Annotated in this window: 15 protein-coding genes and 1 pseudogene; 8 read left to right on the forward strand and 8 right to left on the reverse strand. The window is 29.5% G+C overall.

From position 1 onward, the window contains the following. The 8 genes from PHEL85_RS06285 to PHEL85_RS06320 all read left to right on the forward strand — a co-directional run bounded on the left by PHEL85_RS06285 (nucleotide 1) and on the right by PHEL85_RS06320 (nucleotide 6,874). Nucleotides 1-363, forward strand: a complete 363-nt coding sequence (locus PHEL85_RS06285) for a hypothetical protein (protein WP_052108464.1) — start codon at nucleotides 1-3, stop codon at nucleotides 361-363. Then, nucleotides 350-1,267: a GyrI-like domain-containing protein gene (locus PHEL85_RS06290; protein WP_036822451.1), complete on the forward strand. Its 918-nt coding sequence runs from the start codon at nucleotides 350-352 to the stop codon at nucleotides 1,265-1,267. Before PHEL85_RS06285 ends, PHEL85_RS06290 begins: the two co-directional genes overlap by 14 nt. A gap of 10 nt (nucleotides 1,268-1,277) precedes the next feature. Next, entirely contained in the window at nucleotides 1,278-1,907 is a 630-nt protein-coding gene (locus PHEL85_RS06295; protein WP_200882317.1) for a GyrI-like domain-containing protein, read from the forward strand. Between the two features lie 100 nt (nucleotides 1,908-2,007). Then, a complete protein-coding gene (locus tag PHEL85_RS06300) occupies nucleotides 2,008-4,182 on the forward strand; it encodes a TonB-dependent receptor (protein WP_036822457.1) in 2,175 nt (724 codons plus the stop codon). A 141-nt stretch (nucleotides 4,183-4,323) separates the two neighbouring features. Continuing rightward, nucleotides 4,324-5,124, forward strand: a complete 801-nt coding sequence (locus PHEL85_RS06305) for an alpha/beta hydrolase (RefSeq protein WP_036822460.1) — start codon at nucleotides 4,324-4,326, stop codon at nucleotides 5,122-5,124. Between the two features lie 79 nt (nucleotides 5,125-5,203). Then, on the forward strand, nucleotides 5,204-5,623 hold the full coding sequence (locus PHEL85_RS06310; RefSeq protein WP_052108465.1) for a DUF2141 domain-containing protein: 420 nt from the start codon (nucleotides 5,204-5,206) through the stop codon (nucleotides 5,621-5,623). A 1-nt stretch (nucleotide 5,624) separates the two neighbouring features. Next, the gene (locus PHEL85_RS06315) at nucleotides 5,625-6,239 is read left to right on the forward strand and encodes a DUF2306 domain-containing protein (protein WP_200882318.1); all 615 of its coding nucleotides are present in this window, start codon (nucleotides 5,625-5,627) and stop codon (nucleotides 6,237-6,239) included. 11 nt (nucleotides 6,240-6,250) lie between these two features. Then, on the forward strand, nucleotides 6,251-6,874 hold the full coding sequence (locus PHEL85_RS06320) for a hypothetical protein (protein ID WP_036822462.1): 624 nt from the start codon (nucleotides 6,251-6,253) through the stop codon (nucleotides 6,872-6,874). 61 nt (nucleotides 6,875-6,935) lie between these two features. Here PHEL85_RS06320 and PHEL85_RS06325 read toward each other — a convergent pair whose 3' ends face one another. From PHEL85_RS06325 to PHEL85_RS06355, 8 genes and pseudogenes are all read right to left on the reverse strand, one after another. Further along, nucleotides 6,936-8,024: an amidohydrolase family protein gene (locus PHEL85_RS06325; RefSeq protein WP_036822465.1), complete on the reverse strand. Its 1,089-nt coding sequence runs from the start codon at nucleotides 8,022-8,024 to the stop codon at nucleotides 6,936-6,938. A gap of 72 nt (nucleotides 8,025-8,096) precedes the next feature. Further along, nucleotides 8,097-8,627: a 3-hydroxyanthranilate 3,4-dioxygenase gene (locus PHEL85_RS06330; RefSeq protein ID WP_036822467.1), complete on the reverse strand. Its 531-nt coding sequence runs from the start codon at nucleotides 8,625-8,627 to the stop codon at nucleotides 8,097-8,099. Between the two features lie 225 nt (nucleotides 8,628-8,852). Then, nucleotides 8,853-9,629: an SDR family oxidoreductase gene (locus PHEL85_RS06335; RefSeq protein ID WP_036822468.1), complete on the reverse strand. Its 777-nt coding sequence runs from the start codon at nucleotides 9,627-9,629 to the stop codon at nucleotides 8,853-8,855. Nucleotides 9,630-9,676: 47 nt separating this feature from the next. Then, nucleotides 9,677-9,994 (reverse strand): annotated as a pseudogene (locus PHEL85_RS17600) (GIY-YIG nuclease family protein). 37 nt (nucleotides 9,995-10,031) lie between these two features. Then, nucleotides 10,032-10,247: a DUF6500 family protein gene (locus tag PHEL85_RS06340; RefSeq protein ID WP_036822471.1), complete on the reverse strand. Its 216-nt coding sequence runs from the start codon at nucleotides 10,245-10,247 to the stop codon at nucleotides 10,032-10,034. Beyond that, nucleotides 10,240-11,682 carry an aldehyde dehydrogenase gene (locus PHEL85_RS06345; protein ID WP_036822474.1) on the reverse strand — a complete coding sequence of 481 codons (1,443 nt, stop codon included), beginning with the start codon at nucleotides 11,680-11,682 and terminating at the stop codon, nucleotides 10,240-10,242. The genes PHEL85_RS06340 and PHEL85_RS06345 overlap by 8 nt, the downstream gene beginning before the upstream one ends. A 48-nt stretch (nucleotides 11,683-11,730) precedes the next feature. Beyond that, on the reverse strand, nucleotides 11,731-12,051 hold the full coding sequence (locus PHEL85_RS06350; RefSeq protein ID WP_036822476.1) for a GIY-YIG nuclease family protein: 321 nt from the start codon (nucleotides 12,049-12,051) through the stop codon (nucleotides 11,731-11,733). A gap of 47 nt (nucleotides 12,052-12,098) precedes the next feature. Further along, nucleotides 12,099-12,500, reverse strand: coding sequence for a RidA family protein (locus PHEL85_RS06355; protein WP_036822479.1), 402 nt, complete (start codon nucleotides 12,498-12,500; stop codon nucleotides 12,099-12,101).

Raw genomic sequence — 12,500 nt, forward strand, 5'->3', positions numbered from 1 at the left:
ATGAAAGAAAAATTATTTTATTACTTTTTATTTTCCTTTATTACAGGTACTTTCATTTATTTTTCTTCACATTTAAATATTCAATTACCCAGATTTGTTCGTCATTATGTAAACGATTTTTTAATTACTCCTATTATTCTTTATATCAGTTTATGTATTTTAAGATGGTCTAAAAACGATAAAAATTACACTTTAAATATTTGGGTAATTTTATATTTATGTTTAATGTACAGCGTTTTATTCGAATACATTTTTCCAAAATATTTAGCAAGATATACCAAAGACATTGTAGATGTAATTTTATATTTTGCAAGCGGAATAATATTCTACTTCTTACAAAAACCTAAAAATGAATTCAGATAAAATTGCAAAAGAAAATATTGCTCGATTAAATACTGCAATTGCATTTATTGAAGCAAATTTATCAGAAAAACTAACGTTAGAAATTATTGCAGAAAAAGCGCACTTCTCTCCCTTTCATTTTCACAGATTGTTTAAATTAATTGTTGGTGAAACTCTTCAGAATTTCATCATTAGAAAAAGAATTGAAAAATCTGCAGCGTATTTATTGCATCAAAAAGAGAAAAACATAACGCAAATTGCAGAAACTGTAGGTTTTAGTAACTTATCTGCTTTTTCGAAATCTTTTAAGAAGTTTTACGGAATTTCGCCAAACAAATTCAAAGAAGAAAGTCCGGAGAAATATAGCAAGATTAGCAAAACAGAAAGCAAGATTGGAAAAGTTAGCGTAACTTTTGAGCAATATATTTGCAATGTAAACGACGCTTTAAATTGGTTAAAAATGAAAACAAATCCAGAAATTAAAAAAACTCCAAGATTAGATTTAGGCTACATTGCTCATAAAGGAAAAATGGAAGCTATTGGAAGTATTTATAATCGATTGGTAAAATGGGCAACACCAAAAGGTTTGATAAATGAGCAAACTAGAATGGTAACTATTTATCATGATAGTCCTAAAATTACAGATCCAAATAATTTAAGAATGAGCGCTTGCATTGTTCTAAATGATCCTATTGAACTTGATGGAGAGGTAAATTTAAGAATATTAAGTCCTACAAAATGTATTGTTTCTCGATTAGAAATTGCTCCTTTTGAGTTTCAACAAGCATGGGAATCTTCTTTTGCTTTTATGATAGAAAACGGATATAAAAAATCTGAAGTTGATCCTTTTGAAATCTATTACAACAATGCTGCAGAACATCCAGAAAACAAGTTTATTGTAGATTTATGTATTCCTATTTTGTAAAATATTTCTGATGAAACACGAATGGAGAAAAAAGGAAAAACAAGTTTATATTCCTAAAACAAAACCTGAAGTTATAGAAATTCCTGAATATAATTTCTTAACAATTTCTGGAAAAGGAAATCCAAATAATCCAGAATTTGCAGATTATATTGGTGCTTTATATCCTATTTGTTACGGAATTAAAATGGGCTTGAAGAAAAATCCTATTTTAAAAAATTATTACGATTACACTGTGTATCCTTTAGAAGGAGTTTGGGATATTTCTGATGAAGCAAAGAATATATATACAGAAAAAACACAACTAAATAAAGACGATTTAGTTTTCACTTTAATGATTCGTCAACCTAGTTTTGTAACTAAAGAATACGCTTTAGAAGCGATTGAAAAAGCAAAAATTAAAAAACCAAATCCGTTATTTGACAAAGTAAACTTCGAGAAAATAACAGAAGGTAAATGCATACAAATGTTACATATTGGTTCTTATGATAATGAGCCAGAAACTTTCAAAATCATGGAAGATTATGCTATAAATAATGGTTTAGAAAGAGCATCTAAAATACATCGAGAAATTTATTTATCAGATTTTAGAAAAGTTGCTCCAGAAAAATTAAAGACAGTGTTACGTTTCAAATTAAAATAACTTCTTTACAATTCATCATTCAAAATTTACAACTCGGTATTTGTTTTTATTTTAAAAACAGATAACGCCACATCTTTGTATCATCAAAAAACCAATACTGATGAAACGCATATTATTTATACTACTTACAATTTGTCAATTTTCATTAATTGCACAAACCACAATTTCTGGTAAAGTAACAGATTCTAAAAGCAATCCTATTTACGGAGCCAATGTGTATTTAGACGGAACTTATGATGGAGGATCTACCAATGAAAGTGGAGATTTCTCTTTTTCTACTTCAGAAAAAGGAACACAAACCATTGTTATTTCGTTTATTTCGTTTGAAACTTATATAAAAACTGCTGATGTTTCATCACTTAAATACTTAACCATAAAATTAAGAGATGATGTAAATACTTTAGATGCAGTTGTTATAAATGCGGGAACTTTTGAAGCGGGAGAAAAAGCAAAAGTAACCGTTTTAAAACCTTTAGATATTGTTACAACTGCAAGTGCTTTGGGTGATGTTATGGGCGCTTTACAAACGCTTCCTGGAACTTCTACTGTAGATGAAGATGGACGTTTATTTGTAAGAGGAGGAGAAGCAGAAGAAACTCAAATATTTATAGACGGAATTCGTGTTTTTACGCCTTATGCAGCTAGCCCAAATAACATGCCAACTCGCGGAAGATTTTCGCCTTTTTTATTTAAAGGAATTTCTTTTTCTACGGGTGGTTATTCTGCGGAATATGGACAAGCCTTGTCTGGTGTTTTACAACTAAACACCATTGATGAACCTTTAGAAGAAAAAACAGATTTGTCTTTTATGACGCTAGGTTTAGGAGTTGGAAATACACAAATTTGGGACAACAATTCATTTAGCGTAAATACCTCTTACATAAATTTAGCGCCTTATCAAGAAGCTTTTCCTGATAGAAATACATGGAAAAAACCTGTACAAGCTTTAAATGGAGAAATGGTTTTTAGACACAAATTTAAAAACGAATCTCTATTAAAATTATATGGTGCTTTTAGCTATTCAGATTTAGATGTGATACAAGATGATATTAATTATGTTGATGGTTTTCGTTTTGGATTAAACAACAGAAACCTATATTTTAATACCTCTTACAAAAATAAATTTGGAGATAACTGGAAACTAGAAACAGGTTTTAGTTTTACAAACGATCATTCTAATATTAAAATTTTAGAAGATTTAGTTACAGACAAAGAAAACTCAATGCACTCTAAGGTAAAGTTAAAAAAACAGTTTTCTAATCGTTTTAAAATTAGTTTTGGTTCAGAATATTTTATGACCGATTTTGATGAAGATTATACAACAGATAAAAATCAAAAATTCAACTATCGATTTAACAATAACATTTTTGCATCTTTTGCAGAAACTGATATTTTCTTCTCTAAAAACTTAGCTACAAAAATCGGAATTCGAGCAGAATATTCAGAGTTATTAAATGAGTTTACAATTTCGCCAAGAGTTTCTTTAGCTTATAAAGCAAGTAAAAACGCACAATTTTCTTTAGCTTATGGTCAATTTTATCAGAACCCTAAAAACGAATATTTAAAATTCAGTCAAGATTTTAAAGCTGAAAACACATCACATTTAATTGCCAATTATCAGGCTACAAAACAAGGCCAAATTTTTAGAATAGAAGCTTATTATAAAAATTACAAAGACTTAGTAAAATACGATGATAACACACCAATTTTCAATAGCAATTTTAATAATAACGGAAGTGGTTTTGCAAAAGGTTTCGATATTTTCTGGAGACAAAATGGTAAAATTAAAAACACAGATTATTGGGTTTCATATTCCTTTTTAGACACCCAAAGAGATTACAAAAACTATCCAACCTCAGCAAGACCCAATTTTGCTTCTAAACATAATTTGTCTGTGGTTGCAAAACATTGGGTAGAAAATTGGAAAAGTCAAATTGGTTTTAGTTATAATTTTGCATCTGGCAGAAATTACACAAATCCTAATGATGCTGGCTTTATAAAAGGTGAGACTATACTAAATGATAAAACAAAAAATTACAACTCTTTAAGTTTAAATTGGGCGTATTTAATCGATCAACAAAAAATATTATATTTCTCTGTAAACAATGTTTTAGGAACTCAAAATGTTTTTGGTTATAATTATAAAAACACAGCAGAACCAAATAAAAAATTCGATAGACAAGCAATTATCCCAAATGCAGACAGCTTCTTTTTTGTAGGTTTCTTCTGGACAATTAGCGATAACAAAAAAACAAATCAGTTAGATAATTTATAATTTTATTAGAAGCTATTTCCTGCTTTCCGTTATATCTTTTTTTGAAAAAACAAAAAAAGGATGTCACTTCAATCAGGGCTAAACTTCTTCAAAATCTAAAAGCAAAATTAAAGTACATCTATAATTTATAAACACAAAACAATGAAAACATTAAAAATCACTCTTATATTTCTAGCCTTTATTCAATTTACAAATGCACAATTAGATGAAAAATTTTACTTTCCTAAAAAAGAATGGAAAGAAGTAAAAATTTCATATTCAGAAAATTTTATTTCTGTAGAAAAAGATTCTATACATACTGCTTTTTTTCAACCAAAAACATCTCCAAAAGCAACCGTTTTATTTTTTCATGGAGCTGGAGGAAACATATCTACTTATATGTATATGATAGAAGCTTTAGTGAAAAATGAATATCAAGTTTATGCAGTAGACTTTAGAGGATATGGAAAGTCTTCAGGAAAACCAACACATTTGAATATTGTTAAAGACGTAGAAATTGTTTTTAATAAAATGAAAGAAAATAAAGCAACAAAAAACACCAAATTAATAGTTTATGGAGCTTCTTTAGGTTGTCAAATTGCAACTCAATTTACAAAACTTCATCAAAATGAAGTTGATGCATTAATTTTAGACGGTGGTTTTGCTTCATTTGCAGATGTTGCAAAACTATATGCCCCAAAAGAAGCTCATACTTTTATTGAAAATGCTTTAGTTAATATATATCCATCAAAAGAAGAAATAAAAGAAATTAAAAATATACCTAAATTATTTATTCATGGAAAAAAAGACAAATCTATTCCCTTCAATCAATCAGAAATAGTGTTTAAAAATGCATTAGAACCTAAAGAGTTTTTTATTTCAGAAAATGGTCATTTAGAAGCATTAACTTTAGAAACTAAAAAAGTTTTTAAACAAATTAATGCACTTATAACAGTTCAGTAATTGAAATCAACAATTCGGTATTATTCTTGTGTATTTCACGTAAAAACATCAGATATTTGAATCATCAAAAACAATCATTATGAAAAATATACTTTTAATCACAGCATTTATTTTTACAGGAATTTTATCAATTCCTGCTCAAGAAAAACACACTGTTATTTTAGAATTTCAAGGAATGAAATCTGATAAAGGAAATTTATATGTAGCAATTTATGACAAAGAAGATCATTTCTTAAAAAAACCAATTAAGGGAACAATTGTTAAAATTGAAAACAAAAAAGCTACAGTAACTTTAAAAGATATTCCTGCAGGAATTTATGCTGTTTCTGCATTTCATGATGTAAATGATAATAAAAAAATGGATACTAATTTTATAGGAATCCCTAAAGAACCAACAGGAATGTCTAACGACGCAACAGGTTTTATGGGACCTCCAAAATATAAAGACGCAAAATTTGAAGTAACAAAAGACACTGTTTTAACTATAAACGTAAAATAAAATGATCTTAAGAAAAGTATCATATTATCTTATTTCAATCTGTGCATTTTTAATTGGCTTATACCCTATAATCTACTTTGTAGTTCCGGATAGAACCTTTGGATTATTAGCTAGTAAATCAAAAGAACTTTTAGACAACAATCTTTGGAACACAATGTTTTATACACATATTATTTTTGGAGGAATTGCTCTATTAATAGGATGGTTACAATTCAATAAAAAATTACGCCTAAAAAATATAAGCTTTCATAAAAAAGTAGGGAAAATTTATGTGATTTCTGCTTTATTAAGTAGTTTTTCAGGATTTTACATGGGCTACTTTGCAACTGGAGGAATTATTGCCAAATCAGGATTTATGACATTAGCAATAGTTTGGTTTTTAACTACATTTTTTGGTTTTACAACCATTAAAAATGGAAACGTAATAAAACATCAAAAGTTAATGATATATAGTTATGCAGTTTGTTTTTCTGCTGTTACTTTAAGAATATACTTACCCTTACTTTCTCCTTTATTAGGTGGGTTACCAGCGTATAAATTAATTGCTTGGTTATGTTGGGTTCCAAATACAATTACAGCTTACTTAATTATTAAATATCAATTTAAAACAACCTAAACTTTTACATCATGAAAAAATTTACAATTATTATCGCAATTTTCATTGCGACAGGGTTTTCTGCACAAACAAAATACCAAAAAGGAATGCAAAAAGCATTTGGTTTATGGGAACAAGGAAAAATGACAGAAGCTTCACAACTATTTGAGAGAATTTCAAAAGCTGAACCAACAAAATGGTTACCTGCTTATTATGCAGCAACTGTAGAAATAATAGGGAGTTTTGGTTTAAAAGACGAAGCTGTACTAAAAGCTAAACTAACAAAAGCACAAGAGTTTTTAGATACTGCAAAATCTAATTCAGAAAACAATCCAGAAATCATTATTACACAAGCTTTCTTAAACTTAGGTTATATTGCTTTTGACGGACAAAAATATGGAATGACTTTAGGAGGAAAAAACAGTATGTTATATGCAAAAGCATTACAAATTTCTCCAGAAAACCCAAGAGTAATTTTAGGAAATGCAGAATGGAATATCGGTTCTGCAAAATTCTTTGGAAAATCTACCAAACCTTATTGTGCAGAAATTAAACGTGCAATAGCACTTAGTAAAGAAGAAAAAAATGATATTGAATTTTATCCAAAATTCATATTATCAAGAGCAGAAGAAGTTTTAAAACAATGTGAAAAATAGTTCTCAGTAAGCAGTTGCAGTTTCCAGTAAATAGCTCACTGAAAACTGCAACTGTAAACTGTTAACTATAAGAAAGTATTTTATCAATCAATTCTTGTTTTGCTTTTTCATCATCTCCAAACAACCATTGCAACACATTATCTTCCCAAATTTGTTCTTTTTCAGTTTCCGAAATAATCTTTTGTTCTACAGCTAAATCTAATATTTTACCAGGATAAGAAGATTGTGCATCACTTTCCATTTCTCCTAACGGATAAGGATCATCTAACCCCATTAAAACTTGATTTGTACCTTGTCTTTTAAACATCAATTTTAACGAATCTGTATCGTGAACCAACGTGTCAAAAAAGATGTTTTTATGTCCAACTGCTTTTCTTGGATGTGTTTTTCCTTCAAATAAATCGGGTCTTCCATCAAAACCTTGAATCCTTCTTCCTAAATTCATTTGTGCTAATTGACCTCCATGAGCAAAACACGTTCTAATATTTGGGAAACGTTCTTGCATTCCGTTTAACGTATAAAAATGATACGCATCTCCACATTGCGCTAGCATCCAAATTAAATGAAAACGCCAATTGATATTTTCTAATTTTATCATTTTATCTCCATCATAAGGATGAATTTCAATTGCCAATTTATATTTATCAGCCAATTCAAAAATTCGGTCATTTTCCTCATCAAAAACACATCTCCACTGACCAATAGAATCCATAAAATGAGTTGGCAAACACAAAACTTTTAAATCTAATTCTTCTACACAACGTTTAATTTCATCTAGTGCACCATAAATAAAACCAGGATGTACAACAAACCCACAAGTAAATTTAGATGGATGCTCTCTTTGTACTTTTGCGTTAAAATCATTCTGAAAACGCAATGCTTTTTTCATTTCTTCTAAACGCAAACCATTACCATACAATTGAGAAAGATTCAATACTACAGCATGATCTATTTTGTTTTTTTCCATCCAAAGTAATTTCTCGTCTAAGAAAAAACTAGAATCTGTTACAGGACGTTTCCATCCTTTTTGTAACATGTGCTTGCGCTCATCATCTACCCAAAAAATTTCTTTTTCCTTCATAAATTGAGGGATTTCTTCTGGATAAGGCAATAAGTGTGAATGTCCGTTTATGCGTAATTTACGTTTCATTTTTGAGTATTTATAAATTAAAAAATCAAAGCAATAACTTTAACTCAACTCAGGTACTGATTAATATTTCTGTTAACTGCCAGCTTTTTTTGGAGCTTCCATTACAGTTCCACAATTATCACAAGTACATTTCTTTTTATCCGAATAGTATTTATCAAAAATAATTGGCATATCTGTTTCAATATTATCTAAAGCAAATTCTTCTCTATACAAAGGTGTTCCACAGTTTTCACAATACCATTCTAAAGCATCTAACATTCCTTCAGAACGTGGATATTCTATAACCAAACCAACTGTATTTGCTTTTCTTTGTGGAGAATGTGGCACTTTTGCTGGTAATAAATAAATATCACCTTCATTAATTTCTACATCAATCATCTCCCCTCTATTATCAATGATTTTTAAAACCATATCTCCTTCTACTTGATAGAAAAACTCAGGAGTTTCATTATAATGATAATCTTTTCTGTTATTTGGCCCACCAACAACCATCACAATATATTCTCCATTATCCCAAACTTGTTTGTTTCCAACTGGTGGTTTTAATAAATGACGATTTTCATCAATCCACTTTTTAAAATTTAAAGGTTGTACTAAATTCATTTTTATATATTTTTAGATTATTGAAATAAAAAGATAAGATTTCATTATAACTCGCTCTACTCTTTTTTTCTCTTTTCTTTATTCTTCTTTTTGGCGTTCCCTAAAGGTCGGGCTTTTCGCTATATCTTTTTTTTTGTTCTCGTTACATTTTTCAAAAAAGAAAAATACTCGAACTAACATAAAAAGGATGTCGCTTCAATCCCTAACGCGAGATTCTGTATAAATTTACAAACTTTTCGTTCTTCCACCATCAACAGGAACGTTAATTCCGTTTATATAACTTGCTTTTTCACTCGTTAAAAACACAATTGCAGCAGCAACTTCTTCTGGTTTTGCAAAACGTTTTGCTGGAGAAGCATTTTTCATGGCTTCTGCAACTTCATTAAAAGACGTACCTGTTTTTTGAGCTTTGTTATTTATAATTTCCTTTAAACGCTCTGTTTCTGTGGCTCCTGGCAAAACATTATTTACTGTAATACCGAATTCGCCTAACTCATTTGCCAATGTTTTAGACCAACTGGCAACTGCTCCACGAATGGTGTTGGAAACACCCAAACCATCTAAAGGTTGTTTTACAGAAGTTGAAATTATATTAACAATTCTACCAAAACATTGTGTTTTCATAAAAGGAACAACTGCTTGAACTAAAACATGATTACATTTTAAATGTTGTGTAAAGGCACTTTCAAACTCCTCTATTGTTGCTTTAAAAACTGGGCCTCCTGCAGGACCTCCAGTATTATTTACCAATATATGAAACTGTAAATCTGACTTTTCTAAAACTTGTTTTAGTTCATTTGGTTTCGAAAAATCTGCCACCAAATAACTATGGCATTGATTGTTATTTGGTAGTTCTGCTAAAACTGCTTTTAACTTCTCTTCATTTCTAGCAATTATAGTAACATTTGCACCTTCTTCTGCTAATAAAATTGCAGTTGCTTTTCCTATTCCTTGTGTGCTTCCACAAACTAAAGCGTTTTTGTTTTTTAAATTTAGTTCCATTTTTCTATTATACTATTTATGTCTGGTCGAGCGCAGTCGAGACCTCATTAATTATCTGGATTATATTTATGATGTGTAGCATTTCTACATTCTGATAAAATTTCTAACATATCAAAATCTTCATTTGCTAAAGCTAACTTTTTCTTTGAACTCCATTTTTTAATTTTCTTTTCAAAACAAATTACTTGTTCAACATCGTTAAAGACTTGATGAAAAATTAATTCAAGAGGTCTTCTTTTAAATGTAAAACAATTTTTATTTAATCCTTTTTAATGTTCTTCAAATCTTCTTTCAATATTATTTGTAATTCCTATATAAAGTAAATTATCTGAACATTTTAATATATAAACAAAATACGTTTTCATAACAACCTCTCAACTGCGCTCGAGGAAACATTTAATTTTAATTATTCTCTACCATTTTTTTAATCTTCACAGCCTTTTCAAAATGATCTAACTCATGAGTTTCTATCCACCATTTTGCAACTTCCATTAATAAAGTTGGATTATCATTTTTATTCTTGAAAAATGCATAAAAAGACAGACCTACATTGTTTCCTTTTTTTGCAATTTTATCATCACAAACTTGTATAATTTTTTCTCTTATTTTTTTATTCATATTGAATACAAATATTTTTGGGTTCTGTAAAAAAACGCAGCGCTTCAAAACCACCTTCTCTTCCTATTCCACTTGCTTTTTGTCCGCCAAAAGGCGTTCTTAAATCGCGTAACATCCATGTATTTACCCAAACAATTCCTGTATGTAATTGTTTAGAAAATTGCATAGTTCTGTTTAAATTATTTGTCCATAATGTTGATGACAATCCGTATTTTGTATCGTTTGCCAATTGCAAAGCTTCTTTGTCAGTTTTAAACGGCATAATAGTTACAATTGGTCCAAAAACTTCTTCTTGATTTATCCTACAAGAATTATCTGTTACTTCAATTATTGTTGGCTGAAAATAATATCCGTTTTCATAACCAGGAATTGTAACTTCTAAACCTCCACATAAAATTCTTCCTCCTTCATTTTCTGCTATTTCAACATAAGCTTCTATTTTTTCTAAATGTTCTTTTGATACTAATGCTCCAATATCTGTATTGGGTTTTGATGGATGACCAACTTTTAATTGCTTTACTTTTTTTATAAAATCTTTTTTGAATTTATCATAGATTTTTTCTTCTACAAAAATTCTACTTCCGCATAAACAGATCTGACCTTGATTTGCAAACGAAGAACGCACTGTAGTTTCTAACATTTTTTCATAATCACAATCTGCAAAAATGATGTTTGGGTTCTTCCCTCCTAATTCTAATGAGAGTTTCTTAAACATTGGCGCAGCAACTCGTGCAATATGAGCTCCTGTTTTTGTTCCTCCGGTAAAAGAGATCGCTTTAATATTTGGATGCTCAACAATTGCTTGCCCAGTTGTAGTTCCTAAACCATGAACAATATTTAAAACACCTTTAGGCAAACCTGCTTCTGTGCAAATTTCTCCTAATAAGAAAGCTGTCATTGGTGTTATTTCACTAGGTTTTGCAACAACACAATTACCTGCAGCAATTGCTGGTGCAATTTTCCATGAGAATAAATACAATGGTAAATTCCAAGGAGAAATACAACCGACAACTCCTATGGGTTGACGCAAGGTAAAATTCATAGCATTCAACCCAATACTTTCATGTGCTTCTGATGAAAATTGTGTTATTGCATTTGCATAAAACTGAAAGTTAGCTGCTGCTCTTGGAATATCTATTGCTTTTGCTAAACTAATTGGTTTTCCATTGTCTTTAGATTCTGCTTCTGCTAAAAAGTGTAATTTTCCTTTTATCAATTCTGCTATTTTAAACAAGATTTTACTTCTTGCTACTAATGCTGTATTAGACCAACTTGGAAATGCTTTTTCTGCAGCTTCATAAGCTTTTTCTACATCTTCTTTGGTAGAGTTAGGAATCTGACTATATACTTCTCCATTTGATGGATTGTAATTATCGATATAATTTCCTTCAGTTGGATTTATAAATATTCCGTTTATGTAGTTTTTTATGTTCATACTATTTTATTAAAACTAAATGTCTGTTCGAGCGCAGTCGAGAACTCTTCAATTATCAGAATTATATTTATGATGTGTAGCATTTCTACATTCTGACAAAATTTCTAACATATCAAAATCATCGTTTACTAAAGATAACTTTTTCTTTGAACTCCATTTTTTTATTTTCTTTTCAAAATAAATTACTTGCTCAACATCATTAAAAACTTGGTTAAAGATTAATTCTAAAGGTCTTCGCTTAAAAGTAAAACAACTCTTATTTAATCCTTTTTGATGTTCTTCAAATCTTCTTCTTTCTATATTATTTGTGATTCCTGTATATAATAAATCATCTGAGCATTTTAAAATATAAACAAAATACGTTTTCATAAATAAACCTCTCGACTGCGCTCGAGGAGACATTCGTTCGTTAATGATTATTTCTTTTTATAAGCAGTAACCTTAATCTCTACAACCAAATCTGGATGTGGTAATTGATGCACTGCAACTGTTGTTCTTGTTGGTCCTGTTTCTTTGTCAAAAAACGCTGCATAAGCTTTATTATAACCTGCAAAATCATTCATATTTACTAAAAACGTAGAAACATCAACCACATCTTTTATAGTTGCACCAACTGTTTGTAAATTTTTATCAATATTCTGTAAAACTTCTCTAGTTTGCGTTTCTATATTTAGAAATTTTGTTCCCATTTCATCAACAATATCAACTCCTGCAATGGTATTATCTGCTCTTCTAGAACTTGTTCCTGAAACAAAAATAAAATCTCCTACAACTTTTACGTGTGGATAAGCGCCTCTTGGTGTTACTTTTTTTTCCAT

Origin of the sequence: Polaribacter sp. Hel1_85 (genome assembly GCF_000766795.1) — a bacterium.
Classification (GTDB): Bacteria; Bacteroidota; Bacteroidia; order Flavobacteriales; family Flavobacteriaceae; genus Polaribacter.

What these genes read in the sequence shown, in the direction of transcription:
- PHEL85_RS06315 (WP_200882318.1), top strand. Translation starts at nt 5,625, where the DNA reads ATGATCTTAAGAAAAGTATCATATTATCTTATTTCAATCTGTGCATTT.
- PHEL85_RS06290 (WP_036822451.1), top strand. Translation starts at nt 350, where the DNA reads ATGAATTCAGATAAAATTGCAAAAGAAAATATTGCTCGATTAAATACT.
- PHEL85_RS06340 (WP_036822471.1), bottom strand. Translation starts at nt 10,247, where the DNA reads ATGAATAAAAAAATAAGAGAAAAAATTATACAAGTTTGTGATGATAAA.
- PHEL85_RS06325 (WP_036822465.1), bottom strand. Translation starts at nt 8,024, where the DNA reads ATGAAACGTAAATTACGCATAAACGGACATTCACACTTATTGCCTTAT.
- PHEL85_RS06300 (WP_036822457.1), top strand. Translation starts at nt 2,008, where the DNA reads ATGAAACGCATATTATTTATACTACTTACAATTTGTCAATTTTCATTA.
- PHEL85_RS06305 (WP_036822460.1), top strand. Translation starts at nt 4,324, where the DNA reads ATGAAAACATTAAAAATCACTCTTATATTTCTAGCCTTTATTCAATTT.
- PHEL85_RS06320 (WP_036822462.1), top strand. Translation starts at nt 6,251, where the DNA reads ATGAAAAAATTTACAATTATTATCGCAATTTTCATTGCGACAGGGTTT.
- PHEL85_RS06295 (WP_200882317.1), top strand. Translation starts at nt 1,278, where the DNA reads ATGAAACACGAATGGAGAAAAAAGGAAAAACAAGTTTATATTCCTAAA.
- PHEL85_RS06310 (WP_052108465.1), top strand. Translation starts at nt 5,204, where the DNA reads ATGAAAAATATACTTTTAATCACAGCATTTATTTTTACAGGAATTTTA.
- PHEL85_RS06335 (WP_036822468.1), bottom strand. Translation starts at nt 9,629, where the DNA reads ATGGAACTAAATTTAAAAAACAAAAACGCTTTAGTTTGTGGAAGCACA.
- PHEL85_RS06285 (WP_052108464.1), top strand. Translation starts at nt 1, where the DNA reads ATGAAAGAAAAATTATTTTATTACTTTTTATTTTCCTTTATTACAGGT.
- PHEL85_RS06355 (WP_036822479.1), bottom strand. Translation starts at nt 12,500, where the DNA reads ATGGAAAAAAAAGTAACACCAAGAGGCGCTTATCCACACGTAAAAGTT.
- PHEL85_RS06345 (WP_036822474.1), bottom strand. Translation starts at nt 11,682, where the DNA reads ATGAACATAAAAAACTACATAAACGGAATATTTATAAATCCAACTGAA.
- PHEL85_RS06330 (WP_036822467.1), bottom strand. Translation starts at nt 8,627, where the DNA reads ATGAATTTAGTACAACCTTTAAATTTTAAAAAGTGGATTGATGAAAAT.
- PHEL85_RS06350 (WP_036822476.1), bottom strand. Translation starts at nt 12,051, where the DNA reads ATGAAAACGTATTTTGTTTATATTTTAAAATGCTCAGATGATTTATTA.